The organism is Ruegeria sp. AA6, assembly GCF_056542865.1.
In genome coordinates, this window is sequence record NZ_JBQGAN010000002.1 from 365,037 (window position 1) to 390,901 (window position 25,865).

Annotated in this window: 22 protein-coding genes and 2 tRNA genes; 9 read left to right on the forward strand and 15 right to left on the reverse strand. The window is 57.6% G+C overall.

The window, feature by feature from the left end:
* Position 1: 1 nt before the first annotated feature.
* The gene (locus tag ACR0LN_RS04805) at positions 2 to 1,471 is read left to right on the forward strand and encodes a carboxypeptidase M32 (RefSeq protein WP_480428103.1); all 1,470 of its coding nucleotides are present in this window, start codon (positions 2 to 4) and stop codon (positions 1,469 to 1,471) included.
* A gap of 26 nt (positions 1,472 to 1,497) precedes the next feature.
* Here the strand turns inward: ACR0LN_RS04805 and ACR0LN_RS04810 are convergent, their stop codons facing one another.
* Entirely contained in the window at positions 1,498 to 2,250 is a 753-nt protein-coding gene (locus ACR0LN_RS04810; RefSeq protein ID WP_480428105.1) for a ParA family protein, read from the reverse strand.
* A 135-nt stretch (positions 2,251 to 2,385) separates the two neighbouring features.
* Positions 2,386 to 5,109, reverse strand: coding sequence for a DNA gyrase subunit A (gene gyrA, locus ACR0LN_RS04815; protein ID WP_480428106.1), 2,724 nt, complete (start codon positions 5,107 to 5,109; stop codon positions 2,386 to 2,388).
* A gap of 194 nt (positions 5,110 to 5,303) precedes the next feature.
* Between gyrA and ACR0LN_RS04820 the strand changes: the two genes are divergently transcribed.
* Positions 5,304 to 5,573, forward strand: coding sequence for an usg protein (locus ACR0LN_RS04820; RefSeq protein ID WP_480428108.1), 270 nt, complete (start codon positions 5,304 to 5,306; stop codon positions 5,571 to 5,573).
* 105 nt (positions 5,574 to 5,678) lie between these two features.
* On the forward strand, positions 5,679 to 6,374 hold the full coding sequence (locus tag ACR0LN_RS04825) for a lipid-binding SYLF domain-containing protein (RefSeq protein ID WP_480428109.1): 696 nt from the start codon (positions 5,679 to 5,681) through the stop codon (positions 6,372 to 6,374).
* Here ACR0LN_RS04825 and ACR0LN_RS04830 read toward each other — a convergent pair whose 3' ends face one another.
* On the reverse strand, positions 6,375 to 7,328 hold the full coding sequence (locus ACR0LN_RS04830; protein ID WP_480428110.1) for a radical SAM protein: 954 nt from the start codon (positions 7,326 to 7,328) through the stop codon (positions 6,375 to 6,377).
* A 163-nt stretch (positions 7,329 to 7,491) separates the two neighbouring features.
* Here ACR0LN_RS04830 and zwf point away from each other — a divergent pair, with 163 nt between their 5' ends.
* The 4 genes from zwf (at position 7,492) to ACR0LN_RS04850 (ending at position 13,005) form a co-directional block, all read left to right on the forward strand.
* Entirely contained in the window at positions 7,492 to 8,940 is a 1,449-nt protein-coding gene (gene zwf / locus ACR0LN_RS04835) for a glucose-6-phosphate dehydrogenase (RefSeq protein WP_480428111.1), read from the forward strand.
* Complete coding sequence (pgl, locus tag ACR0LN_RS04840; RefSeq protein WP_480428113.1) at positions 8,937 to 9,608, forward strand: 6-phosphogluconolactonase; 672 nt, start codon at positions 8,937 to 8,939, stop codon at positions 9,606 to 9,608. Before zwf ends, pgl begins: the two co-directional genes overlap by 4 nt.
* Before the next feature lie 5 nt (positions 9,609 to 9,613).
* The gene (pgi, locus tag ACR0LN_RS04845; RefSeq protein ID WP_480428114.1) at positions 9,614 to 11,224 is read left to right on the forward strand and encodes a glucose-6-phosphate isomerase; all 1,611 of its coding nucleotides are present in this window, start codon (positions 9,614 to 9,616) and stop codon (positions 11,222 to 11,224) included.
* Between the two features lie 161 nt (positions 11,225 to 11,385).
* Positions 11,386 to 13,005, forward strand: a complete 1,620-nt coding sequence (locus tag ACR0LN_RS04850; protein ID WP_480428116.1) for a long-chain-fatty-acid--CoA ligase — start codon at positions 11,386 to 11,388, stop codon at positions 13,003 to 13,005.
* A gap of 16 nt (positions 13,006 to 13,021) precedes the next feature.
* Here ACR0LN_RS04850 and ACR0LN_RS04855 read toward each other — a convergent pair.
* Together ACR0LN_RS04855 and ACR0LN_RS04860 are read right to left on the reverse strand one after the other, a co-directional pair.
* Positions 13,022 to 13,096: transfer RNA gene (locus tag ACR0LN_RS04855), tRNA-Asn, on the reverse strand.
* A gap of 232 nt (positions 13,097 to 13,328) precedes the next feature.
* Positions 13,329 to 14,264 (reverse strand): alpha/beta hydrolase, encoded by a 936-nt coding sequence (locus tag ACR0LN_RS04860; protein ID WP_480428118.1) that lies wholly within the window; start codon positions 14,262 to 14,264, stop codon positions 13,329 to 13,331.
* A 243-nt stretch (positions 14,265 to 14,507) separates the two neighbouring features.
* On the opposite strand from ACR0LN_RS04860, the gene ACR0LN_RS04865 reads away from it, so the two are divergent.
* Positions 14,508 to 15,098, forward strand: coding sequence for a TetR/AcrR family transcriptional regulator (locus ACR0LN_RS04865; protein ID WP_480428119.1), 591 nt, complete (start codon positions 14,508 to 14,510; stop codon positions 15,096 to 15,098).
* A 318-nt stretch (positions 15,099 to 15,416) separates the two neighbouring features.
* On the opposite strand, the gene ACR0LN_RS04870 is transcribed toward ACR0LN_RS04865, so the two are convergent.
* Both ACR0LN_RS04870 and ACR0LN_RS04875 read right to left on the reverse strand, forming a co-directional pair.
* Positions 15,417 to 15,491 (reverse strand) — tRNA-Asn (locus ACR0LN_RS04870).
* Positions 15,492 to 15,574: 83 nt separating this feature from the next.
* Entirely contained in the window at positions 15,575 to 16,483 is a 909-nt protein-coding gene (locus tag ACR0LN_RS04875) for an MBL fold metallo-hydrolase (protein ID WP_480428121.1), read from the reverse strand.
* A 43-nt stretch (positions 16,484 to 16,526) separates the two neighbouring features.
* Between ACR0LN_RS04875 and ACR0LN_RS04880 the strand changes: the two genes are divergently transcribed.
* Entirely contained in the window at positions 16,527 to 17,846 is a 1,320-nt protein-coding gene (locus tag ACR0LN_RS04880; protein WP_480428122.1) for an ATP-binding protein, read from the forward strand.
* A 53-nt stretch (positions 17,847 to 17,899) separates the two neighbouring features.
* Here the strand turns inward: ACR0LN_RS04880 and ACR0LN_RS04885 are convergent, their stop codons facing one another.
* The 8 genes from ACR0LN_RS04885 to ACR0LN_RS04920 are packed head-to-tail and all read right to left on the reverse strand — an operon-like array spanning position 17,900 to position 25,773.
* Positions 17,900 to 18,826, reverse strand: a complete 927-nt coding sequence (locus ACR0LN_RS04885) for a 3-hydroxyacyl-CoA dehydrogenase NAD-binding domain-containing protein (protein ID WP_480428123.1) — start codon at positions 18,824 to 18,826, stop codon at positions 17,900 to 17,902.
* On the reverse strand, positions 18,826 to 19,566 hold the full coding sequence (locus ACR0LN_RS04890; protein WP_480428124.1) for an SDR family NAD(P)-dependent oxidoreductase: 741 nt from the start codon (positions 19,564 to 19,566) through the stop codon (positions 18,826 to 18,828). The genes ACR0LN_RS04885 and ACR0LN_RS04890 overlap by 1 nt, the downstream gene beginning before the upstream one ends.
* Positions 19,566 to 20,984, reverse strand: a complete 1,419-nt coding sequence (locus ACR0LN_RS04895) for a gamma-aminobutyraldehyde dehydrogenase (protein WP_480428126.1) — start codon at positions 20,982 to 20,984, stop codon at positions 19,566 to 19,568. Before ACR0LN_RS04895 ends, ACR0LN_RS04890 begins: the two co-directional genes overlap by 1 nt.
* 11 nt (positions 20,985 to 20,995) lie before the next feature.
* Positions 20,996 to 21,925, reverse strand: a complete 930-nt coding sequence (kce, locus tag ACR0LN_RS04900; protein WP_480428127.1) for a 3,5-dioxohexanoate:acetyl-CoA acetone transferase — start codon at positions 21,923 to 21,925, stop codon at positions 20,996 to 20,998.
* Positions 21,922 to 22,317 carry a cupin domain-containing protein gene (locus ACR0LN_RS04905; protein WP_480428128.1) on the reverse strand — a complete coding sequence of 132 codons (396 nt, stop codon included), beginning with the start codon at positions 22,315 to 22,317 and terminating at the stop codon, positions 21,922 to 21,924. Before ACR0LN_RS04905 ends, kce begins: the two co-directional genes overlap by 4 nt.
* The gene (locus ACR0LN_RS04910) at positions 22,314 to 23,105 is read right to left on the reverse strand and encodes an SDR family NAD(P)-dependent oxidoreductase (RefSeq protein WP_480428129.1); all 792 of its coding nucleotides are present in this window, start codon (positions 23,103 to 23,105) and stop codon (positions 22,314 to 22,316) included. Before ACR0LN_RS04910 ends, ACR0LN_RS04905 begins: the two co-directional genes overlap by 4 nt.
* Entirely contained in the window at positions 23,102 to 24,637 is a 1,536-nt protein-coding gene (gene betC, locus ACR0LN_RS04915) for a choline-sulfatase (RefSeq protein ID WP_480428131.1), read from the reverse strand. The genes ACR0LN_RS04910 and betC overlap by 4 nt, the downstream gene beginning before the upstream one ends.
* Positions 24,634 to 25,773 (reverse strand): aromatic ring-hydroxylating oxygenase subunit alpha, encoded by a 1,140-nt coding sequence (locus ACR0LN_RS04920; RefSeq protein WP_480428132.1) that lies wholly within the window; start codon positions 25,771 to 25,773, stop codon positions 24,634 to 24,636. The genes betC and ACR0LN_RS04920 overlap by 4 nt, the downstream gene beginning before the upstream one ends.
* Positions 25,774 to 25,865: the final 92 nt, after the last annotated feature.

Below are 25,865 nucleotides of genomic sequence, written 5' to 3' on the forward strand. Positions count from 1 at the left end.
TATGACCGCCTATGACGACCTGATGGCCTTTCAACGCGAAACCTCGGCCCTCGGGCAAATCGCCGGGCGGCTGGGCTGGGACCAGGAAACGGTGATGCCGCGCGGCGCGGCGCCCCAGCGCGCCGAGGAAATGGCTGCAATCGAAGCCGTTCTTCATGCCCGCCGATCCGACCCGCACGTGGCAGAGTGGTTAGACAAGGCTGATCCGAAGGATGACGTTGCCCGCGCGCAGCTGCGCGATATTCGCCGATCGTACGAACGAACAGTTAAGGTACCCGCCGACTTGGCGAAAGCCATTGCGCGCGTTACATCCGCCGCTCAAGGCACGTGGGCGCAGGCCCGTGCCGACGAAGACGTCGCGGCTTTCTTGCCTGTCCTGCAAGAAGTCGTGGCGCTAAAGCGCGAGGAAGGTGCTGCTCTTGCGCAAGGCGGTGACGTTTATGATGCCATGGTCGAAGACTATGAACCCTACACCACTGGTGCCCAAATCGCTGAGATTTTCGACCAGATGCGCCCGCGTCTGGTCGCTTTGCGAGCAGCAGTTCTGGAGAAACCCGCACCACAGTCTCTGGCGGGTAAGTTCGACGAGTTGGCCCAGATGCGACTATCCCAGAAACTGGCGACAACCTTTGGCTATGACCTGAACACCGGTCGCGTGGATAAGGCCGTGCATCCGTTCAGTTCAGGCAGCGGGCTGGATGTGCGGATCACCACCCGTACCAGCGAAACTGACCCGTTCAATTGTTTTTATTCTACCATTCACGAGGTAGGTCACGCCGCTTATGAGCAGGGCATCGACTCTACCTATTTGCTGACGCCGCTGGGGCAGGGCGCGTCGATGGGCGTGCATGAAAGCCAAAGCCGCATTTACGAGAACCAACTTGGCCGATCTCGCGCCTTTACCGGCTGGCTCTACGGTCAGATGGTCGAGACGTTCGGCGATTTCGGGATCGCAGATGCCGACGCGTTTTATGCAACGGTGAACGGCGTCCATAACGGCTTTATCAGGACTGAGGCGGACGAGGTGCAGTACAACCTGCACATCATGCTGCGCTTCGATCTGGAGCGCGCTTTGATGAGTGGGGACCTTCAGGTCAGTGATCTTGAGGCTGCATGGAATGACCGCTTCAAGGCTGATTTCGGTTATGCAGTCGACAAGCCCTCGAACGGGTGTTTGCAGGATGTTCACTGGTCGGTTGGGCTGTTTGGGTACTTTCCGACTTATTCGCTTGGAAACGTTTATGCCGGGTGCCTGTATCAGGCGCTGTGCGCTGCGGTTCCGGATCTTGATGCGCAACTGGCTGAAGGTGACACCACTGTCGCAACCGGCTGGTTGCGGGAAAACCTACAGCGTCACGGTGGTCTGTATGCGCCGCGGGAAACCATCAAACGTGCAAGTGGGATGGAGCCGGGCGCGGAGCCTCTACTGGCTTACCTCGAGCAAAAATTCAGCGGCCTTTATGGGCTTTAAGTCAGGCCGGTCCAAAAAAACGTCGTTCAAATACTGAACACACGCGAGACCACCTCCTCGCATAGCGACAAATACGCTTGGCTTGCGGGTCCGCCGCGCGCCGTCACCATCACTGGCGCGCGGTGAATGCCCATCCTCTCCACATCCGTGGCGAAGGGAATTTGTGCGTTAAGGAAACGCTTGCCATAGGTGTTTTTCATGTCCTCCATGGTGTCTCGATGCAGGGTCTTTGCGCGTTGGACCATAGAAAAGAAGCAATGGAGTTTTTTTGTTGGAAAACCCTTTTTCTTAAAGACTTTGACGAGTTGCTCTAATGTTCGCTGTGACAGGGTTGAGGGGATCACCGGCACCACGACAGCATCAGCCGATTCAAAGATGTGATCGGACAATTGCGACAGGTTGGGTGGGCAATCCAGCACGACAACTTCATAGTCCGTTTGTACCCCTGAAAATGCCCTGTTCAGCTGAGATTGGCCTGAGTTCATTTGCGACAGAAGAACGTCAAAACCGCGATAGCTCTGGTTCGAGGGCAGGATGTCCAGATTTTCGAAATCGCTCGCGCGAATAGCGTTCTTTAGCCGGGTTGCATCCTCAAAAAAACGCGCGTTGGTCAAGGATTTGGAAGGCTTGAGCCGGTAATAAAATCCTGCAGCACCCTGCGGGTCGAGATCGCACAGCAAGGTCCTGACACCGGCGGTCGATAGGGCGTAGGCCAGATTTACCGCAGTCGCAGTCTTACCCACTCCACCCTTGTTGGAATAGCAGGCAATGACCTTCATCTGGAACCGACCCCCGATCAAACCACCGAACAAAACAACGTAATCTAGCCCGGAGTTTCAGGGCGTGGTGTGGGGCAAGTCAACTTGTAGATGGAAAAAGGTCCCGGAAACTTTATTTCGGGACCTTTTGATAGCTTATTCTTCGGCTTCTTCGTCGCCCTGATCCGCGATCCATGCAACGCTGACGACCTCTTCGCCCTTGCCGGTGTTGAACACCTTCACCCCGCCCGCACTGCGGGAGCGGAAGGAAATGCCATCGACCGGCACACGGATCGACTGACCTTTCGAGGTGGCCAACATGATCTGGTCGTCGATTTCGACCGGGAACGAGGCAACCAGCTCACCGCCACGCATGGCCTTATCCATTGCAGCAACGCCCATGCCGCCGCGTCCGCGGACCGGATAGTCGTGGCTGGAGCTCAGCTTGCCCGAACCACCTGACGTGATGGTCAGGATGAGGTTCTCGGCAGCCGACATCTCGGCATAGCGCTCTTGGGTGATGGTGCCGGGTGTGGCTTCGTCCTCATCGGTCTCACCGTCGTCAGCAATCCCAGCCACAGCACGGCGCATCTTGAGGTACGCAGCGCGTTCGTCCGGTCCGGCCTCAAAGTGGCGGATGACCGACATCGACACGACGCGGTCGCCATTGGTCAGCTTAATACCGCGCACACCGGTAGATTCGCGCGAGTTAAAGACACGCACATCGGTGGTGCGGAAGCGGATTGCGCGGCCCGAATTGGTGACCAGCATGACGTCTTCATCCTCGGAACAAATTCGAGCGTTCACCAGTTCCACGTCCTCGGGCAGTTTCATTGCGATCTTGCCGTTGCGGCGGACATTGGTGAAGTCCGACAGGCGGTTGCGCCGCACGTCGCCTGCACTGGTGGCGAAGACAATTTGCAGGTTTTCCCACTCGTCATCCGGCACATCCACGGGCATGATCGCCGCGATAGAGACACCTGTGGGGATTGGCAGGATGTTGACGATCGCCTTGCCCTTGCCGGTGCGGCTGGACTGCGGCAGGCGCCAAGTCTTGAGCTTGTAGACCATGCCTTCGGTCGTGAAGAACAGCAATTGAGTATGCGTGTTGGCCACAAACAGGTTAGTGACCACGTCCTCTTCCTTGGTCTGCATTCCCGACAGGCCCTTGCCGCCGCGCTTTTGCGCCCGGAAGTCGGCAAGCGGGGTTCGCTTGATATAACCGCCCGAGGTGACGGTCACGACCATGTCCTCGCGCTCGATGAGGTCTTCGTCTTCCATGTCGCCGGACCAGTCGACGATCTCGGTACGACGCGGAACGGCAAATTGTTCGCGGACGCTGCGCAGCTCATCACCGATGATTGCCATTATGCGCTCGCGCGAGGAGAGAATACCTAGGTATTCCTTGATCTTGGCTGCCAGTTCTTCCAGCTCGTCCGTGACCTCTTTGACGCCCAGTTGGGTCAGGCGCTGCAGGCGCAGATCGAGTATGGCGCGGGCCTGAACTTCGGTCAGGTTATAGGTGCCGTCGTCGTTCATCTTGGACAGAGGATCGTCGATCAGGCGCAGATAGCCTTCGATTTCAGATGCAGGCCAGCGGCGGGTCATCAGCTTTTCGCGGGCCTCAGCGGCGTCGGCCGACGAACGGATGGTGGCAACCACTTCGTCAACGTTCGAAACAGCAACGGCCAGACCACACAGAATGTGGCTGCGTTCGCGCGCTTTGCGCAGGTCATAGGCCGTACGGCGCGCAACGACATCTTCACGGAAGTCGATGAACGAGGTTAAGAACCGGCGCAGAGTCAGCTGTTCGGGCCGGCCACCGTTCAGCGCCAGCATGTTGCAGCCAAACGAGGTCTGCATCGGCGAGAAACGGTAAAGCTGGTTCAGAACCACCTCGGGCGTGGCATCGCGCTTCAACTCGACCACGACGCGTACGCCGTTGCGGTCGGATTCGTCCTGCACATGGGCCACGCCTTCGATGCGCTTTTCGCGCACGGCCTCGGCGATCTTTTCGATCATCGCGGCCTTGTTCACCTGATAGGGAATCTCGTCCACGACAATGGCGTAACGGTCCCTGCGGATCTCTTCCACGCGGGTCTTGGCGCGGATAATGACGCTGCCGCGACCCTCTAGGTAAGCTTTGCGCGCGCCGGATCGCCCCAGCATAACACCGCCGGTTGGGAAATCGGGGCCGGGGACGTATTCGATTAGCTGCTCGGATGTCAGGTCCGGGTCGTCGATCAGCGCCAGCGTGGCGTCGACCACTTCGCCCAGATTGTGCGGCGGGATGTTCGTTGCCATACCCACGGCGATACCACCTGCACCATTGACCAGCATATTCGGGAAACGCGCAGGCAGGACGGTCGGTTCCCGGTCCTTGCCGTCGTAGTTATCCTGAAAATCGACCGTCTCTTTTTCGATATCGGCCAGTAGGGATGCAGCGGGCTTGTCCATCCGTACTTCGGTGTATCGCATGGCCGCCGGGTTATCGCCGTCCATTGAGCCAAAGTTGCCCTGACCATCCAACAGTGGCAGTGACATCGAGAAATCCTGCGCCATCCGCACTAGCGCGTCATAGATCGCGCTGTCACCATGCGGGTGGTATTTACCCATCACGTCGCCAACGGGGCGTGCCGATTTGCGATACGCCTTGTCGTGCGTGTTGCCGGTTTCGTGCATGGCATACAAAATCCGCCGGTGCACCGGCTTCAATCCATCACGCAGATCAGGGATCGCGCGCGAGACGATGACCGACATGGCGTAGTCCAGATAGGACGTGCGCATCTCGGATTCGATGGACACCGTCGGGCCGTCATAGACTGGGCGCTCGGGCGGGGTTTCATCCATGTTTTCTGGGGTTTCTGGCGTATCGCTCACGTAAACTGCCCGTGTATTGTTCTGGGTCTATATCTTGTGGATGTACCTTATCAGACCCGGCACATAAGGTGCAAGCAAGCAACTCTTTTGCTTGCGAAAAACCCCCGTAACATCCAAGTAACATATTGTTAACTAAGGATTAGGGGGTTTTCGTGTTACTCTAAAGAGACCTTGCAACAAAATTGGAGGTCTGAATGGAGCGAAGCGAAACCGAATTGATGCTTAAAGGATACGGGCTGACAACGGCTGAATTCTTCTATCACATGCCCGACTACATCCACGTTCTGAATACGTTCATCTGGCAGGATTACGATCTGGCGCCGGACCATCCGAAACTTTTTAAATTTGTCGAGTTCTGGCAGCGCGAGATCGAAGGACCACTGCATTCGGTCCGCTTCACGCACCGCAAGATGATCGCGCCCGGTGAATGGCGGAACGTTGTGGGCGAGTTCCGGGTGAATTAAGCGTACGGCTGAATTTTTCGGCCGGTTATGATTGAGACCGGTTATATTTTTAGGTGCTTGGGCTAAGGTGTCGGCCAAATTGTTGGCCACATACGGAATCGATTTATGCTCAGAGCTTTCTTTCTTGCCGCTGGACTAGTTATCAGCGGGCCTGCGGTTGCCGAAGGCGTACTGGACAAAATCAAAAAGGGTGCTGAAAACACGGCAGACGCCATCGGGCGAGGGGCGGATGCTGTCGGCAACACCGTTGAAAAAGGCGCGGATGTGGTTGACGAGACTATCAACTCAACAGCCGATCTTGTGACGAATGAGGCCACACCCGAAGAGACACGCGCCAAGCTGGACGCAATGGCCAGCGAAATCCTGACCCAGCTTCTGGCGGAAAACCCCGAAGCGAAGGCGCTTTATGATGTCAGCGCTGGCTATGGGGTGTTCGACTCGCGCAAGGTTTCGGTGTTTCCGGTTACCGCCGGTTACGGGCGCGGCGTGGCGGTTTCCAAGGATACAGGCCAGCACACTTACATGAACATGGGAACGGGCGGTGTTGGCGCGGCCATCGGCATAGGTGGTTTTGAAACCAAGTTCGTGATTCTGTTCGAAACCTCTGTCGATCTGAATAAATTCATCGATCAAGGATACGACGCGACTGCCGAAACCGGAGCCATGTATGGTGAAGAAAGCAGCGGAGAAACCGTACGATTTACGGATGGTCGGTCGTTCTTTGTGCTGGGCAAAAAAGGCTGGCGCGTTTCGGCAGGGGCGTCGGGCACAAAATTCTGGAGGTCCCCGGAGCTCAATTGATCAGCCCGAGCAACTGGCCCCGCCCAGAACGCAGAACTTGGCACAATGGGGGTGGTTGAGGTGAACGTCCGCCTCAGCTTCGGCCAGAGAATGGCCCATTTCGAATTCAGGCGCGTAGGGCAACAGAGTGCAGGCCAGAACAGCAGGGTGGTCTGCGCCTTTGCGTTTCACCACCATCCGAGCGCTGGCACACATCACCGCGTCGGGTGATTTGTTCAGGATGCCCCAGCAAGCAGTTGTGATTTCGGGTACCTCCACGGTCTCATCCATCTCGGGGAACAGGACTGTTTTGCCGGGATTTTGCGCGTCTATGTTAAAGCCGTGCTGCTCATAGAATTGTGCGTAGCCGGCCCGGCTTTCGGCGTCGGTGTCACCCCAAACGGTACGCCCGGCGACGGCCATGTTAACGCCATTGTCGCGCAACCACTGCATTCCCGTCACCGTCCTGGCAAAGCTGCCTTTGCCGCGTTCTTCGTCGTGTAGGTCGGGGCGGTAGTGGTCGACCGAGATTCGCAGGGTCAACTTAGCACCGTAGTTGCGATGCAGTTCCAACAGGCCATCGCGCATCTTTGGGCGCATCATCGGTTGCATGGCGTTGGTCAGGATCAGCACGTCGTACCCACGTTCCAGCGCGGCGCGGGTCATGTCGATCATCTCGGGGTTCATGAACGGCTCGCCGCCGGTGAACCCGATTTCGCGCACTGGCCAGTTGCGGGATTCGATTTGATCAAGGTAATCCCGAACCTCAGCGGCGGTGATATAGACCAGCGCATCGTTGGTCGGGCTGCTTTCGATATAGCAGTTGACGCATTCGATGTTGCACAGAGTGCCGGTATTGAACCAAAGCGTCTCGGGGTTGGTAAGCGACACGGATGCCCGCGTTTGCCCGTCAGCTGTCACCAATTTGTTTTGAAACTTGCCGATATTGGCGCTCTGAGAGGCGTTGTCTTTCATTCCGGTGTCCGGTTCTTTGAATTCTTCAACCTGACTTAGCCCTTCCGTGCGGTTTAGTTAAGGGCAACAAACCCGTCCTGACAGAGTTTTGATGAGCGGAAAAAATTCAGAAATGATTGCGCTAACATTAGACATGTCCGCAGGGGTAAGGTAGGGGAAACACATGGTTTCTCGCGTCATACCTGTTGACCCGTTCGATCTGGTCATTTTCGGCAGTACTGGCGATCTTGCGCAACGCAAGATCCTACCGGCGCTGTTCCGACGGTTTTGCGCAGGGCAATGGCCCGAAGATGTGCAGATCATCGGTGCGGCGCGCGCGGCTTACGACCGGGACGGGTTCCGTACTATCGTCGCCGAATCGTTGCGTGTGCATGCGACCAAGCAGTGCCGGGATGTACATGCTCTTGAGACCTTTCTTCAACGGGTGGACTATGTACCGCTGGATGCTTTGTCGGATGAGGGTTGGGAGCAGCTTGCCGCAAAGCTGACTACGGATCGGGTTCGAGCGTTCTATTTCTCAGTCGGTCCGCGCCTATTTGGCCCTTTGGCCGAACGGATTCAGGCCCATGACCTTGCCACGACGCAGACAAGGATTGTTGTTGAAAAGCCCTTCGGGCACGATTTGGAGAGCGCACGGGCGCTGAACGCGACACTAGCGGAGCATTTTACCGAAAGTCAGATTTACCGGATCGACCATTATCTGGGAAAGGAAACGGTTCAGAACCTGATGGCTGTTCGGTTTGGAAACATGCTGTTCGAGCCGCTTTGGAACAGCCAATACGTCGATCACATCCAGATCACGGTCGCGGAATCTGTCGGCATTGACGGGCGCGAGGAATATTATGAGCGCGCAGGCGCGATGCGTGACATGGTGCAGAACCACCTGATGCAGTTGCTTTGCCTGATTGCAATGGAGCCTCCGGCAAAGTTCGATCCTGATGCAGTACGCGACGAAAAGCTAAAGGTGATCCGCGCCTTGGATCCCGTCGAACCGCATCACATCGTGCGTGGCCAGTTCGAAGGTGACGGCCCCAGCTATCGCGAGACCGTTGGCAATCCGCGCTCGACCACGGAAAGTTATGTGGCCCTGCGCACTCATGTCAGCAACTGGCGGTGGGCGGGTACTCCGTTCTATCTGCGCACGGGCAAGCGGTTGGTGGCGCGGTCTTCGGTGATTAACGTGATGTTCAAGGACGCACCGCACTCGATTTTTGGGGCCGACGCCGGGCGGCACGCCAACGTATTGTCGATCCGCCTGCAGCCGAATGAAGGCATCACGCTGAAGGTGACGATCAAGGAACCGGGGCAGGGCGGGATGCGACTGGTCGATGTACCGCTGGACATGAGTTTTGCCGAGGCGCTGGGGGCAGAAAACCAAGACCCGCCAGATGCCTATGAGCGGCTGGTGATGGATGTGATCCGGGGCAATCAGACCCTGTTCATGCGCGGCGACGAGGTCGAGGCCGCCTGGGCTTGGACCGATCCGATCATCGCGGGTTGGCAAGCACGTGGGGATGTCCCCAAACCTTATGAAAGTGGCAGCACGGGGCCGGGCGACGCCGAGCTGCTGATGAAACGAGATGGTCGCCGCTGGCAAGGGATAAACCCATGAAACTACAGGAATACGCCGACAGGGATATGCTGGCCATCGACGTTGCAAACGTGCTTGCAGGTGATCTGGAATCGGCGTTGCTGCACCACGATATGGCGTCGCTAGCTGTACCAGGGGGTACTACGCCAGGTCCGGTTTTTGACGTACTCTGCGCGGCGGACCTGGAATGGGACAGAGTGCGAGTTCTGCCCACCGACGAACGTTGCGTGCCGGGCGATCACGAGCGCTCGAACGAAAAGCTGATCCGCGAACGGTTGCTGACCAATCGAGCGTCGGTCGCACAGTACATCCCGCTGTATGTGCCAGGGAAGGAACCCGAGGACGTTCTGCCCGAACTCGAAAGCTTGATCACGCCGATCCGGCCATTGTCCGTTCTGGTGCTTGGAATGGGCGATGACATGCACACGGCCTCTCTGTTTCCGGGTATGGACGGTTTGCAAGCCGCGCTGGACCACCGCGCGCCGCCATTGGCCGTGGCGCGACCCGAGGTTCAGCCAGAAGCCCGAATTACTCTGACGGCACCTGTGCTGGATGGCGCGTTGTCGAAACATCTGATTATCTTCGGGGCTGCAAAACGGGACGCGCTGGAACGCGCTATGTCTTTGCCCCCCGAAGAAGCCCCCATCGCCGCAGTACTGGGCGGCATGACGGTACACTGGGCGGAGTAGATACGATGCAACTGGACACCCTTAAAACGCTGGCCACAGATCGAAAAGACCAAACGATCCTTGACCTTTTCGACAAGGACGCAAACCGGGCCGAGGCGTATTCAGCCTCGACCGGTGATCTGTTGTTTGATTATTCGAAAACTCAGATTGACGAAGACATCCGGGATGCTCTGATCGACCTGTGCGAACAGGCAGGATTAGCCGAGCGCCGTGCGGCGATGTTTTCTGGCGAGAAGATCAACGAAACCGAAGGGCGCGCGGTGCTGCACACAGCGCTGCGCAATCTGGACGGCGGTTCGGTCGAGGTCGACGGGTTGGATGTTATGCCCGATGTGCTGGACACCCTGCAACGGATGCGTGTCTTTGCCGAAGAGGTGCGGGGCGGTGCAATTGCAGGGGCAGGGGGCAGCTTTACGGATGTGGTGAACATCGGTATTGGCGGCTCTGATCTGGGCCCTGTCATGGCGACACATGCGCTGGCCCCCTATCACGATGGACCGCGCCTGCATTACGTCTCTAACGTTGACGGCGCGCATATTGCGGACACGCTGCGACAGCTTGATCCGACCCGGACGCTGGTAATCGTGGCGTCCAAAACATTCTCAACCATCGAGACGATGACCAACGCCCGGACCGCACGGGCGTGGATGGTGGATGGCGGTGGTGATCCGACCAAACAGTTTGCCGCCGTGTCCAGCGCCGTAGACAAGACCGAAGCCTTTGGCATCCCCGAAGATCGTGTGTTCGGATTCGCAGACTGGGTCGGCGGGCGTTATTCGGTTTGGGGTCCCGTTGGGCTGCCGGTGATGATAGCTGTTGGCTCGAATGCCTTTGACGCCTTCCTGCGTGGCGGGCAGGCGATGGACGTGCATTTTCGGGCTGCTGATTGGGTTGAAAATATGCCGGTCATGCTGGCCCTTGTCGGTGTTTGGAACCGTCAGGTAGTGGGCCACGCGAGTAGGGCGGTATTGCCTTACGATCAACGTTTGCTGCGCCTTCCAGCCTATTTTCAGCAGTTGGAGATGGAGTCGAACGGCAAATCTGTTGCCATGGACGGCAGCTCTCTGACCGTTCCATCCGGCCCTGTGGTTTGGGGTGAGCCCGGTACCAACGGCCAGCACGCATTCTACCAATTGATCCATCAGGGTACCGATGTGATCCCTTGCGAGTTTATGGTGGCCGCCGAAGGGCATGAGCCCGAACTCACGCATCACCACCGCCTGCTGCTGGCCAACTGTCTGGCACAGTCCGAGGCGCTGATGCGTGGCAGATCCTTGGATGAGGCGCGCCAGCGCATGGCCGACAAAGGATTATCGGGTGATGAGTTGGAGCGTCAGGCCCGCCACCGCGTGTTCCCGGGGAACCGGCCGTCTTCGACCCTGATCTACCCAAAACTCACGCCTTACGTTCTTGGCCAGATCATCGCCCTTTATGAACACCGGGTTTTTGTCGAAGGGGTTCTGCTGGGTATCAACTCATTCGATCAATGGGGCGTGGAACTGGGCAAGGAGCTGGCGACCTCGTTAGGTCCGATTGTGGATGGGGATGAAAGCGCAGCTGGCAAGGACGGATCGACTGCTGCACTTGTCGCATACGCCCTGCGTCACCGGGATTAAGGTCGGATAAATTTGTGGCCTGCCGCAGAGGCAGGTTGCATTCTCTTATTGTCAGACAATTAAATGATTGGCAGGGTTCTACCCGAGGAAATGCCATACCTCTCAATGCGGGCTGTCGCCTGCGGGAGGCTATAAGTGGCACCACCAAAGGGAGGACGCCCATGCTGGGACAGATGATGACGCAGCCGCTGCTGATCTCGTCGCTGATAGATCACGCCGATCGGTACCATGGTCAGACTGAAATATACTCGGTCGAAACTGACGGTACGGTGACCGAGACCAGTTGGGCACAGGTGGCCGAAAACGCGCGCAAACTGGCTTCAGCCTTGACCAGGCTGGGACTGGAGCCACAGGCGCGGATCGGGACACTGGCCTGGAACAACCGCAGGCATCTTGAGATGTACTACGCAACGTCTGGGGCTGGATTCGTTTGTCATACCGTCAATCCGCGTCTTTTTCCCGAGCAGCTTACCTATATCATCAACCACGCGCAGGACCGGGCCCTGTTCTTTGATGCGACCTTCATACCTCTGGTCGCGGCCTTGCACGAACATCTGCCGGATGTGCGGCATTTCGTGCTGATGGGGCCGCGGAACGAGGACGTCGTTGCTCAGATTCCCCGAGTGCAGTTCTATGATGAGCTGATCGAAACGGGCGATTCCGGGTTTCAGTGGCCAAGTTTCGACGAGAACACCGCCTCCAGCCTGTGTTACACCTCTGGGACCACCGGCCACCCCAAAGGGGTGTTGTATTCGCACCGTTCGACCGTTCTTCATAGTTTTGGATCAAACACGCGTGATGTGATCGGGTTTTCCGCGATGGACGTGGTGATGCCTGTGGTGCCGATGTTCCATGTGAATGCCTGGGGGTCACCCTATGCCTGCGCCATGTCGGGTTCGCGAATGGTGCTTCCGGGGCCAAACCTGCACGGCGAAGCGCTTGTGGACCTGATCGATACCTACGGTGTGACACTCGCGATGGGGGTGCCGACAATTTGGCAGGGGCTGCTGACCCACGCTGAACAATCCGGCAGCACGCTTTCCAGCCTGCAGCGAACGGTGATTGGCGGCGCCGCGTGCCCGCCCTCGATGATTGAAACCTTCCGCGAAACCTATGGCGTCGATACAGTCCACGCCTGGGGGATGAGCGAGATGAGCCCTTTGGGTACAGCCAACCATCCGTTGGCCAAGCACCGGGACCTGCCGATCGAGGATCAGCACAAGGTCCGCGAAAGCCAAGGCCGGCCCTGTTATGGGGTCGAGCTGAAAATCGTTGATGATGACGGCAATGACTTGCCGCATGACGGTGAAACTCAGGGCGACCTGTTGGTGCGAGGCTATTGGGTGTTGGACAGCTATTACGAAATGCAGGACGAAGAATTGCTGCAGGATGGCTGGTTCGCCACCGGTGATGTGGCCACGCTGGATCCCGACGGTTACATGACCATCCGGGACCGCTCGAAGGACATTATCAAATCCGGGGGTGAGTGGATCAGCTCGGTAGAGCTGGAAAACATCGCTGTCGCGCATCCCAAGCTGGCGACTGCCGCTGTAGTCGGGGTGCCGCACCCGAAATGGGATGAGCGTCCCTTGCTGGTAGCGGTCAAAGCGGAAGGCGAAGACCCTACAGAAAACGAGTTGCTGGATTTCTTCGACGGAAAGATCGCCAAGTGGCAGGTGCCGGACAAGGTGGTGTTCGTCGATGCCTTGCCACTGAATGCCACCGGTAAAATTCTGAAGCGGAAACTAAGGGCGGATTTTGAAAACGCCTTAAGTGGCTGATCTTTGAATTGGAATTTGGCTCCGGCGGTAGGGATCGAACCTACGACCAATTGATTAACAGTCAACTGCTCTACCGCTGAGCTACGCCGGAACTGAGGGGCATGTATCAACAGGTGAGGTGGAGGTCCAGACGCAAAAAAGTTTTTTTGCGGGGCCGGTACGACGCCTCTCTACTGTTCCGACAGCGATACGGAGCAGACCTTCCCTTACAGCTCAGCCCTCGGCGTTGTTGAGTCCATATTGACCGATACTGCGCATCGCACCTATTTCCGCTTACTTTTTAGGGCAGGCAGAGTTCATACCTTGACCTCTGCCTAGCTTATTCACTTGTTGAAGAACTCAGCCACGGCGTCAGTGGACGCCTTGACGGCCTCGGGCTTGTAGTAGAAGTCCACATGGCTGAAATCGTCAAGCGCCAACTCTATATGGTCATTGGTCAGCTTCTCGACAAATGCGGTTGAGCAAATCGCCGTTACGGCCGTTGTGCCGTAGATTGTCAGCGAAGGCTGCACAATCTTGTCGGCATAGTGTTCACAGATCGAGAACAGCGACTGCATGGGTTGATCGCCGATATGCATGTTGGTGTAGTTCGGCACCGCAATCGGCCCTTTAGCCCCATCACGACCGTAGTAGTCATAGGTTTCGCCGGCCATTGGGTTGATGCCTAGGTCGATGAAGTCCTGACGGGACATCTCGTCGTTCAGACCGAAGGGCGCGACATAGTCCGGCTTGCCAGTTTCATATTGCTTCTGCATCGAGGCGTTTGCGGCGTCGATCATCTGGTTGGCTATGTCGCGGTCGGTCCACTGGAACGCGTCCGAGGCCATCATGCCCGAGACCATGGCGATTTTCTTGATGCGGTGGTCAGTCACGGCGGCCGATGCGATGGTCTGACCGCCCTGACAGACGCCCAGGCCATAGATTTCTTCGACGAAGGGCAGCGTACTCAGGTACGACACCGCATCCCAGGTGTTTTCGATCAGGCGGAAATTGTAGCGCGATTGCTTGAATTCGCCGGGCAGCGCGGGGCTATCGCCCATGCCAAGGTAGTCAAAGCCTAGGTAGATGAAGCCACGGGCCGCCATTTCGGGCCCGTAGGTTGCCGGGATTTGGTCTTTGACCTGTGGGAACGGGCTAGCGCCCACGATTGCTTTGTACTTCTTGGTCTCATCAAAACCTTCGGGAAGATAAAGATCGCCCGCCAAATCCACGCCAAAGGATTTGAACGTTACTTTGTTTTTGCCAGCAGTGAGAGCCATGTCAGAAAGTCCTTCGATGGAGGATTGTGGGGTTTGTTTTGCATTTGCTCGCAAGCCCATGAGGGGCAGCAAGGAAGTTAAGGAGGCGGATTGCAGGACGTTGCGTCGTGAAAGGTTGGTCTTGATGGTGATCCGCTTTCTTGTGTTGGTCGGCATCGTGCCTTGTAAAAGTACAGGATGGTGTTTACTTATGATATCGAATGAAATTTGTAAATAGCTCTATTTACTTTTGAGGCTGGAAACGTGAAACGCACAGAAAAAAAACGAAAAGATATCATCGATGCGGCCATCGATGAGTTCCGTGAGCAAGGCTTCCTCGGGGCAACGACAACATCAATTGCCAAAAAAGCGAACGTATCGAGTCGCACGCTCTACAATCACTTCGAGAACAAGGAAGCCCTGTTCGAGGCCATCTCGGAGATCATGGTAGAGCGGAATAGGAGTATGGCGCCGGTGTCCTATGACCCAGATCGCGACTTCGTCGAGCAATTGAAGGACGCTTTGTGGCGTTATGTTGGGGTGATTACGGAAGAAACAGCCATTGGTTTGAACCGGATGGTCTTGTCAGAACTAATTCGAGACCTTGATCGATCCCGGCAGTTTTTCACGGAAACTGAAACGCACGATTACCCAATGACAAGGATGATCGGCGAAGCCATGGACGCAGGTGTGATCCGTAAAGCCGATCCGGTTTTCGCGACCAACCAGCTTTTGGCCCTCGTAAAGAACTTCTTCTTTTGGCCAGAGTTTTTCCTTGGCCAGAACCCGACGCCTAAAGACAAAATGGACGATTGTGTTGCGATGTTCCTGGCACATTACAAAGCTGACGTTTAACTAGCCATTGCGAACGGTAGCTTCGTTATGCAAAGCAGCCCTCCGCGCGGGCCGCGGTAAACGACAGGTTTCCTCGTTTCTGGATGTTGGCGAAATCTGCCGTAATATTCAATTGTGAGGCCTTCTATGATCGATTGATCTCGAAGCAGTAGATCTAGCATTTTGATCTGGCTGAAAATAAATTAATAACAAGTAGTTACAGGCTGATTGATGGTTTTGCCGCCCGATTCTGGGCAAAAAAACTGGCAGCATAGCCCCTGAACTCCACAACCCGAATGTGAAATTTTCTATCATGGCGTTGATTTTAATGGGAAGTTTTGGCTCCGGCGGTAGGGATCGAACCTACGACCAATTGATTAACAGTCAACTGCTCTACCGCTGAGCTACGCCGGAACTGAGGGGCGTATAGCAACACGGATTCTCGTCGTCCAGAGGGGAATGTGACGTTTTCGCAAAAAACTTTTCAGAGTGCCGGTTTACCTTTTGAAACTGGCGTCTTTAGATAGTTTTCCAACCGGTGTGACCTGAGATTTTCCATTTAGATCAATGAGGTGTGCAAACACGTTTCTTTCGGCTGCGGGCAACAGCGCAGCGGGGACGTCAAGATAGATGCGTTCGGCTAATTCTTGCGCCGTGCCGGGTTTGTCTTCTAGTGCCGACAGAATTTGTGCTTCGCGGGTCAGGCGATGATTGATCAGCCAATCCAATCGTGCAGCGGGATCGCCAATTGGTGCTCCGTGACCCGCGTGAAAGACCGACCAGTCGCGAGCTCGTAGCCGATGGCAAGCCTCCATAAAGTCCGTCAAATCACCGTCCGGTGGCGAAACCAGAGAACTGGCCCAACCCATGACGTGATCTCCGGTGAAGCAAATATCCCCCCAGGCCAAAGCGATATGATTACCCAGATGTCCCGGTGTGTGAATCACCTCTAGCCGCCAGCCATCGCCAACAATCTGTTCACCGTCAGAAAGTTCGATATCCGGGCGGAACGAGGTGTCGATCCCTTCGCCGCCGCCCACAAGCCCATCCTGCGCCAGGCGACTCATGACTGCGCTGCGCCCGGCCTCGGGCCCGCCAAATGCCATAACCTTTGTGCCCGTGCGTTCAGAAAGTGGTCGTGCCAGTGGCGAGTGGTCCAGATGACTGTGCGTGACAACGATATGGCTGATCCGCTGGCCTGGCTGCACCGCATCCAGAATCGCGTCCAGATGCGATTCACTGAGGGGGCCAGGGTCAATCACGGCCAGCTCATCGGTGCCAAGAAGGTAAGTATTGGTACCGCGATAGGTCATGGGTGAGGGATTCGGTGCCAAAATGCGCCGCAATCCCTGCTGTAGTTCTACGGCGGGACCTGCCGGTGGGTCGAAATCGTCAGGGGCCTGCATTCTGCGCCTTTCTCTTGTCGGTTCAGCCCGTTAGGTTTAGCGCATGTCCTCGCAATGGCTCAAACCTTATATGCCACGCAGCCTCTATACCCGGGCTGCGCTGATACTGGTTCTTCCAGTGGTTGTTCTGCTGTTGGTGGTCGGCGTTGCGTTTCTGCAAAAGCACCTTGAAGACGTCACTGCGCAAATGACGCGCGCCGCCTCGCGCGAGGTGATGCTGGTGGTGGAAGTCATGGACGAGACCGAAACCCAGCAACAGGCGCTTGCGGCCGTGCGCCTTGATTTGCAAGCGCTGGACATGAAAGCCCGTTTCTTGGAGTTCAACGAAGAGCCGCTGCTTGGGCATCGCCGCTGGTACGATTTCATAGCGCCACGGGTCGAAGCGGATCTACAAGCTTTGCTTCCCGAACTCGTCGCCGTTGCCCTGCCAAGCGGGCAAGAGGCGCGGGTGTATATGCAAACGAAACTCGGAGTGTTGCAGCTGTCATTTGATCGCCGTCGCTTGTCTCCGGCGGCGCCGCATCAGTTGATCGTGACGATGGTGTTCTTTGCCATCATCATGACGTCGATTTCTTTTCTATACATGCGAAATCAGCTGCGTCCGATTACGCGGTTGGCCGAGGCCGCACAGGCTTTTGGCCGGGGTAGGGTAGTGCAATATTCGCCCGGTGGCGCGATTGAAGTGCGCGCGGCGGGCAGTGCGTTTCTGGACATGCGTGCGCGTATCGAACGCCAGATGGAACAGCGCACCATGATGCTGTCGGGCGTCAGTCATGATCTTCGCACTCCGCTGACCCGTCTTAAATTGGGCCTGTCTATGCTGCCCGAGGATGAGGCCGCCCCTCTGCAACAGGATGTGGATGAGATGCAGCTGTTGCTGGATGCGTTCCTCGAATTTTCGCGCGGGGCGTCGGAGGGAGCGCCAGAAACCGTCGATCCTCACGCGTTGTTAAAGCAGATCGTAAAAGATGCGCGTAGGGCTGGTCATGAGGCCGACCTCATTTCCGTCGAGGGCGAGGGGACGGTGTCGCTGCGCCCCACAGCCATACGGCGTGCCGTAGAAAATCTGATCGGAAACGCGGTTCGCTATGGCCAGCGCGCTGATGTCAGCCTGTCGATCACGCCCAAATCCGTTCGTATCCGCGTTGAAGATGACGGGCCGGGTATCCCACCGGATCAGCGTCTTGAAGCCGTCAAGCCATTCTCGCGCCTCGATCCTGCCCGCAATCAGAATCAGGGCAGTGGCGTGGGTCTGGGGTTGGCCATCGTGTCCGACATTGCGCGAGCGCATGGCGGGGTTCTGCGCCTGAGCAAGAGTGATCGTCTGGGTGGCCTATGCGCCGATATTATTATCGGACGCTGACAAATCGTTTGTCACGTGCTGTACAAGATTCGGCTGAAGCAGCTTTCGGGAAGTTATCGCAAGCCGACAATTGATTTTTGGATCGCCACGATCAGCGCGTCTCGCATTTGGGATAATTCGGCCTGAGACTTTCCTGCGGCTTCGGCTTCTACTCCCTGTGTCAGCGTTCGCGTTACGTCATCGGTCAGGTGAACCTGACCGAGGTCATCCCACCAGCCGTTGAACGTATCAGTGAAATGATCGCAGAATGCTTGCAGACCACCTTCACCCGCCCCAAGGTTGAACAGCATTGTGGGACCCATCGCTGCCCAACGTAGACCGGGGCCAGCCCAAACGGCCTTGTCAACGTCCTCGACCGATGCAACGCCCGTCACCACAAGGTTGATCGCCTCACGCCAGATCGCGGCTTGTAGGCGGTTGGCGACGTGCCCGGGCACTTCTTTACGGAGCCGGATCGTCGTTTTTCCGACGTCCTCGTAAAAACGTTGTGCGTCCTCGACCACGCCGTTTGTGGTTTTCTCGTTCCCCAAAACTTCGACCAAGGGGATCAGATGAGGTGGATTGAACGGATGGCCCAGAACAAAGCGCGATGGGTCGTTCCATCCGGGCTGCATCTGGCTGAGTGTCAGGCCCGAGGCAGAGCTGGCGACGATGGCGTTGGGTTCCAGCGCAGGTTCGATTTCGGCAAAGGTGGCATGTTTGATCGGCAGGCGTTCTGGTACGCTTTCCTGCACGAACGCTGCACCCTCGACAGCGCGTGCTGCGCTGTGGTGGAAGGTTATTGCGTCTGGATTACCGTCTCGCGTCAGTCCCAGATCGGTCATCGTGGGCCAAGCCGTTTCTATGTAGCTGCGCACTTTGCGTTCTGTTTCGGGGTCCGGGTCGAACATTGCGACGGAACGCCCCGAGGCCAGAAACAACGCGGCCCAACTGGCACCAATTACGCCTCCACCAAGGCAGGCTGTGTGTTGAAACTCCATCAGAACAATCCCGGGTTAAGAGGAGAGGCCGCCGTCATGCCGCCGTCCAGAGTGAACAATTGGCCGGTGGCAAAGCTTGCCTCATCCGAGGCCAGCCAGACGGCCATACTTGCGATATCTTCCGGCTTGCCGAACCGGCGCACCGCGTGGCGTGCCAACGCATCCTGCTTTGCCGCCTTGGGATCAGCGGCCAGATCGAAACCTGCGTCCAGCATGCCGGTCTCGATCCAACCCGGACAGATCGCGTTGCAGCGGATATCGGGGCCGTGATCGATTGCGATAGACCGGGTCAGACCATGCACGAAGGACTTTGAAGCATTGTAGAGAGCCATCGATGGGTCCGCGACTGTGCCTGAGATCGAACCGATATTGATGATCACCCCGCCTTGCGGAATTCGCGGAATAAAGGCGCGGCACAGGTTGAATACACCTTTGCAGTTGGTGCCGATCACCGTGTCCCAATCTGTATCTGTGCTGTCGGCGACTGTCTTTTCAACCTGAACACCGGCATTGTTGACAAGAATGTCCGTGCCATTTTTTGCTGTCGCCAGTTCTTCGACCGCTGCAACATCGGTGACGTCCAGCGGATACCATTTGATGTTCTGATCCAGCCCCTCGGGTCTGGGGCCGCGCCCGCAGGTAGTGACCGAAGCGCCTTCGCGAACAAAGGCCTCGACAATCGCGCGGCCTATGCCTTGCCGTCCGCCGGTAACCAGCGCCTGTTTCTCTGCCAGCCGCATCAGTGGGCCACCATCACATGCCGCACCGATGTATAAGCATCCAGTGCGTAGATCGACATATCACAGCCGGTGCCCGAGCCCTTCATCGCGGCCCAAGGCATCTCGGCTGCGGGCATTCCATGCGTGTTCACCCAAGTCATGCCGTATCGCAGTTGCGCGGTCATTTTCATCGCGGTCGACACGTCCTTGGTCCAGATTGACGAGGCTAGCCCGTAACGCCCCGCATTGGCGATCCGCAAAGCGTCTTCGGCTTCGGAAAAACGTGAGAGAGTGACGACCGGACCGAACACCTCGCGGCAGGCGATCTCGGCGTCGTTGTCGACATTGGCAACAACGGTCGGGTGATAGAAGAAACCCCCGCCATCCCCGACTTTACCGCCCACGGCGATCTCGGCGCTGCTGCGGGAGCGGTCGACGAAGCCTGCGACTCGATCACGCTGGACGGCAGAGACAATGGGTCCCATCTCAGTCCCGTCTGCCTTGGGGGCGCCGATCTTGATTTGGCTGACCTGATCCGCAACCGCTGCAACCACCTTGTCGTAAACGGCGTCCTGCACCATCACCCGGCAGGGCTGCGCGCAGTCCTGACCGGCATTAAAGAAGGAACCATACCGGATCGTTTCGGCCAATGCGTCGATATCGGCGTCGCTAAAGACAATGACCGGTGCCTTCCCACCCAATTCCAGATGCACATGTCGAATTTGCTGCGAGGCCGCTCGCATCGCGGCCATGCCTGTGGCGGGCGATCCGGTGATTGAAATCCCCTCAATCCGCGGGTCATTGATCAAGCGGTCACCGACCGAGGCCCCTTGACCGTGGACCACATTCAACACGCCCTTGGGCAGCACATCGGCCAGCAATTCTGCCAGCCGCAGCGTAGCCAAAGGCGTGATCTCGGACGGTTTCATGACGATGGTGCAGCCCGCCGCCAATGGTGCGGCGATCTTCCACGCGGCCATCATCAGTGGATAGTTCCATGGCGCAATCGAGGCCACAGGGCCAATCGGGTCCTTGCGGATCATCGAAGTGTGGCCCGCCGCATATTCTCCGGTCACCGACCCGCTCATGGTGCGCGAGGCTCCGGCCATGAAGCGGAACGTGTCGATGGTCAGCGGCATCTCTTCGTCGCGGGCCATGGGCCAGGGTTTGCCGACGTCCAGAGTTTCCAACTCGGCAAGTTCTTCGATGTTGGCTTCAATCACATCGGCAATCGCAAGCAGGAATCCGGCACGTTCAGCTGGTGTCACCAAGCGATAGGTTTCAAACGCCTCATGCGCTGCGCGAGTTGCGGCCTCGATCTGTTCCGGTGTGGCCTCGGGCACCTGCGCGACGGTTTCCCCGGTCGCGGGGTCCAGAACGGGCAGTGCGTCGCCGTTACCTTCGACCATCTCTCCGTTGATCAGCATCTTTGTCTGCATGTCATCCCCCATCAGAACGCGGTCTGGTCGCTGCCTTTCAGTCCCAGCCGTTGGCGTGCCTCGTCCGGTGTCGCGACTGTCAGGCCAAGGTTTTCGATGATCGAGCGGATTTTGCGCACCTGATCGGCGTTAGATTTCGCCTTTTCGCCGGGGCCGATATACAAGCTGTCCTCCAGCCCAACCCGCACATTGCCGCCAAGGATCGCGGCCTGTGTTGTAAACGCCATCTGGTGACGACCCGCGGCCAGAACCGACCATTCATAGCTGCCGCCGAATAGCTTTTCGGCAATGGTGTGCATGTGCATCAGGTTGTCGGGGTCTGCTCCGACGCCGCCCAGAATTCCAAACACCATCTGGATGAAGAACGGCGGTTTAACCCAGCCCTGATCAACTACCCAGGCGAGGTTGTAGAGGTGGCTCAGGTCGTAGCATTCGAACTCGAACTTGGTGCCGTGGCCGTCGCCCAGTTCCTTCATCGCGTATTCGATATCCGCGAAAGTGTTGCGGAAGATGAAGTCGCGGGTCATGTCCAGAAACTCGGGTTCCCAATCATGTTTCCAGCCCGAGTATTTCTGCATCATCGGGAAGATGCCGAAATTCATTGACCCCATGTTCATGCTGGCCATTTCGGGACTGGCCCGCAGGGCGGCACGCAGGCGTTCCTCGCGCGTCATGCCCAAGCCGCCGCCAGTCGAGACGTTCATCACAGCGCCGGTCGCCTGTTTGATCCGTGGCAGGAATTGCATGAACAATTCGGGGTCCGGGTCGGGTTTGCCGGTTTCGGGATCGCGGGCGTGCAGGTGGATGATCGAGGCTCCGGCCTCGACCGCGCCAATGCTGGCGTCGGTGATTTCGGTCGGCGTGATCGGCAGGTATTCCGACATAGTCGGCGTGTGGATGCCGCCAGTCGGGGCACAAGTAATGATGACTGGTTTGGTCATGAGGGCGCGCCCCACGCGCCGCGCGGGTCTTGATCCACGATTGTGATGACATCGCCGGGCCGCGCTACAGTGATGTGAGAAAAGGCGCTGTCCGACGTTGCGCCGTGCCAATGCGGATGGCCCGCAGGTATCGTCACCACATCACCGGGCTCCATGATCTGTTCACCATTCTCGTCAGCGATGATGCCGCGGCCAACCGTTGCAATCAGAACCTGATCAACTTTGTGGATATGCACCCGGTTACGCTCACCAGCGCCAAAGTTCACGATGTAGAGTTCGACGTCTTTGGTTTCCGAGAGACCAGCCAGAGGGGCAAAGGTGATCCCGTCACCAAGGAATAGATCACCGGATGCCGGTTTGGTGTTGGCTTGGCTTGATTTCACAACTTTCATAGCTTCATCTGCTGAACTTGTGCGCTCAGCCCTCCGTCCAGAACCCAGAGTTGTCCGCTGGCATAGCGGGCCTCGTCCGAGGCCAGCCAGTTGACCAGATTGGCGATATCCTCGGGTGTGCCGTAGGTGCGCATCGGGTGCACATCACGCACGGCCTGTTGAAGTTGGTCGATGGTTTTACCTCCGCCGCCCGATCCGTCACCGGTAAAAAAGCTTTGCAGCATGGGGGTGTCGACATAGCCGGGGCAGATGGCATTGACGCGAATACCTTCGGGGCCGTGATCGCAGGCCATCGCCTTGGTCAACGCGTGCACCGCGCCTTTGGTCGCGCAATAGGCGGCGAGTCCGGGATCAGCAATAAACCCGTCATAGCTGCCGAAGTTGATGATCGAGGCGGTTCCGTTCGTCGTCGCCTTCCGCATCAGGGGCAGGGCGTGTTTCGAGGTCAGAAAGGTGCCTGTCACGTTAACCGCAAAGGACAGGTTCCATTCCTCCAGCGAGGTTTCTTCGATGGTTTTCTCGATCTCAATCCCGGCGGCGTTGACCAAAATGTCCAACTGGCCCGCGTCGTTTGACACCCGTTCCATCGCCGATATGGCGTCGGCCTCCTGCGTCACGTCAAGTTTGACGAAGATGCTGCCGTCATCGTCATGCATGGCCAACGACCCTTGGGGCGTTAAATCAGCCGCGTAAACCCGCGCGCCTTCTCGCAGGAATCGGGCGACGATGGCGCGTCCGATCCCACCTCGTCCGCCGGTGACAAGGGCAGTTTTGCCTTTCAGCATCATTCTTCTGTCTCCTTCAACGGGGGATAGCGATAGCGCGTCGCTGCAACCGTCCAATCCATGTGGTTGCGCACATATTCCTGGGTGGCATCGCGCGGCGGGTTGTAGTCCCAGCTTTCGACCGGGTTGGCCTCCATCGCGGCATGCAGGGCGCGGCGGGATTTTTGCGTGGCAATTACGTCGGCGCGCAGTTTTTCACTGTCCCAGCGCTGCGCGACGCGGGCTGCGAATTGCGCGGTTTGGTCGGCGTAATCCGGGTCTTGCGCGCGGTTCACCTTTTCCAGTGGATCAATGGACAGGTCGTAAAGTTGCGGGGGGTCAGGGTCGCAGTGGATATATTTCAACGGCCCGGTGCGGATCATGAAAACCGGGTAGGGCGTCATCTCGGCGCAATATTCACCGATGGCCTCGTCAACCGCGTCGGCTTCTCCGCGCGCTAATTGCATCAGTGAGCGGCCGTCCACCGGCTCTCCGAACATCGCTTCGCTTCCCCCGGCGATTTCAACGAAAGTCGGCAGCAAATCGAGCAGCGAGCAAGCGTTCGACGCCGTGCCCTGCGCAACTCCGGGACCGGCCATAATCAGTGGCACGCGGGCAGAGTGTTCGAAGAAGTTCATCTTGTACCACAGCCCACGCTCGCCCAGCATGTCTCCGTGGTCGGCGGTGACGATGACGATGGTGTTGCCCAACTCTCCGATCTCGTTCAAAGCCTTAACAATCGCGCCCAGCTTGCTGTCGAAATAGCTGACATTCGCCAGATAGGCGCGGCGGGCACGGCGGACTTCCTCCTCGGTCAGGGGGATATGGCTCGCCTCAATCCCGTCCATCACACGGCGAGAGAATGGGTCCTGTTCGTCGGGGGTCAGGGTAAATTCCGGCATGGGAACGTCGTCGTCGGTGTAAAGGTTCCACCATTCCGGCTTCGCCACATAGGGATCATGTGGGTGGATGAAACTGGCCACCAGACAGAACGGAGACTCATCTCCAGCAGCCCGGTCGCGGCCCCGGTCGATCAGCCAACGACGGGCGGCGAATTCGACTTCGTCATCATAGTCGGTCTGGAAGGTGGCGATGGCCTCACCACTTTCCTTGACCGTCTGCATGTTGTGATACCACTTGTCGATGCGCTCGTCCGCGGCCTCCCAATCCGGGGTCCAGGCGAAGTCGGACGGATAGATGTCGGTGGTCACCCGATCCTGAAATCCGTGTTTTTGGTCGGGGCCGACAAAGTGCATCTTGCCCGACAGGCAGGTGCGATAGCCCAACGCCTGAAGGTAATGTGCAAAGGTCGGCACCGAAGCGCGAAACTCGCTGGCATTGTCATAGGCGGCGATGCGGCTGATCAGTTGCCCGGACATGAAGGCAAAGCGCGACGGGGCGCAGAGCGGTGAGTTGCAATAGGCTGCATCAAAGCGCATGCCTCGCGCAGCCAGCGCATCCATGTGGGGTGTTTTCACCGTCGGATGGCCGTAAGCGCCGCAGAAGTGCGGCGCCAGTTGGTCGGCCATGACCACAACGATATTGGGCTGTCTCACGGCGCGGCCTGCGTGTAGGCGTCCAGAACCAGCCCGTGGAAGTGGTGCACAGCATGCTCGGATTTGCCCGAGCCATTCGGGTCATGTACGATCCGCCCTTGGGTGAAGGCAGGCGTGCTCATCCCGCGCTGAACGCTTTCGACGATGTCGATGTCTTCGCGCTGTAGAACCTCGTCGAGATAGCGGATCGCTTCCAGTTCTGCCTCGTCCGGTTCGGGAGTTTCCAGGAAAAAGTCATAGGTTTCCAGCGTCCGATCCGGGCCTATCGGAATGATGTTCAGAACGATCATCGACGACCGCCCCGGATAGCGCATCAAGCAGGTCGTGGGCCACAACCACCACACGGCGTGCGTCCGCACGGTTGCATTCGAGACATCATAGGCAGTGTTCGCGCCCTTGCCCGCCTCGGCCATATGGCTGGAATAGATGCCGTAGGTGGTCACCTTGTAGGTGTCCATGTCGACCAGATCGCAGAAGTCCTTATGTGCGGTCGGGCAGTGGTAGCATTCCAGAAAATTGTCGACGACGTTTTTCCAGTTCGACTTAATGTCATAGGTCAACCGGTGGCCGAAGGTCAGGTTCTCGATATCCGGTGCCCAGTGGCGAATTTCGGTTTCCAGATTGCCTGAGACCTCGTGCAAGGGCCGCGCGTCAGGGTCGAGGTTGACGTATACAAAACCTGCGAACTCCTCGACCTGCACCTGATCCAGACAAATGTCTTTTGTGTTGAAATTGGTCAGGCTCTCGGTTTCGGGCGCGCGGACCAACTGACCATCCAGCTTGTAGACCCAAGCGTGATAGGGGCACATGATGCGGGTCGTTTCGCCCTCGCCAGACAGTAGATGATGGGCGCGGTGTTTGCAGACGTTGTAGAAGGCGCGCAACGTGCCCTCGCGGTCGCGGACCACCGCAATCGGACGGTTCGCTATCTCGACGGTCACAAATGACCCCGGCGCGCGCAACTTTTCTACATGGCACACCCATTGCCACGTTTTGGCGAGAATGCCGTTTAGGTCCACCTGATGCCACGCCGGGTCCACATAGGCCTCAGCCTTCAAGGACTGCGTGTTGAACGGGTCGGTGCTGAACCCATCGGAGATTCTGTCGAATTGCTCTTTGGACGGTAGCGCGGTCATTGTTGGGGGCTCCACGTAACTCGCCCGGGACGGGCCCGGAAGATTATTTCTCGGTGTATGTTCCTCGCAAATTCAGACTGGCGCTTAACTTT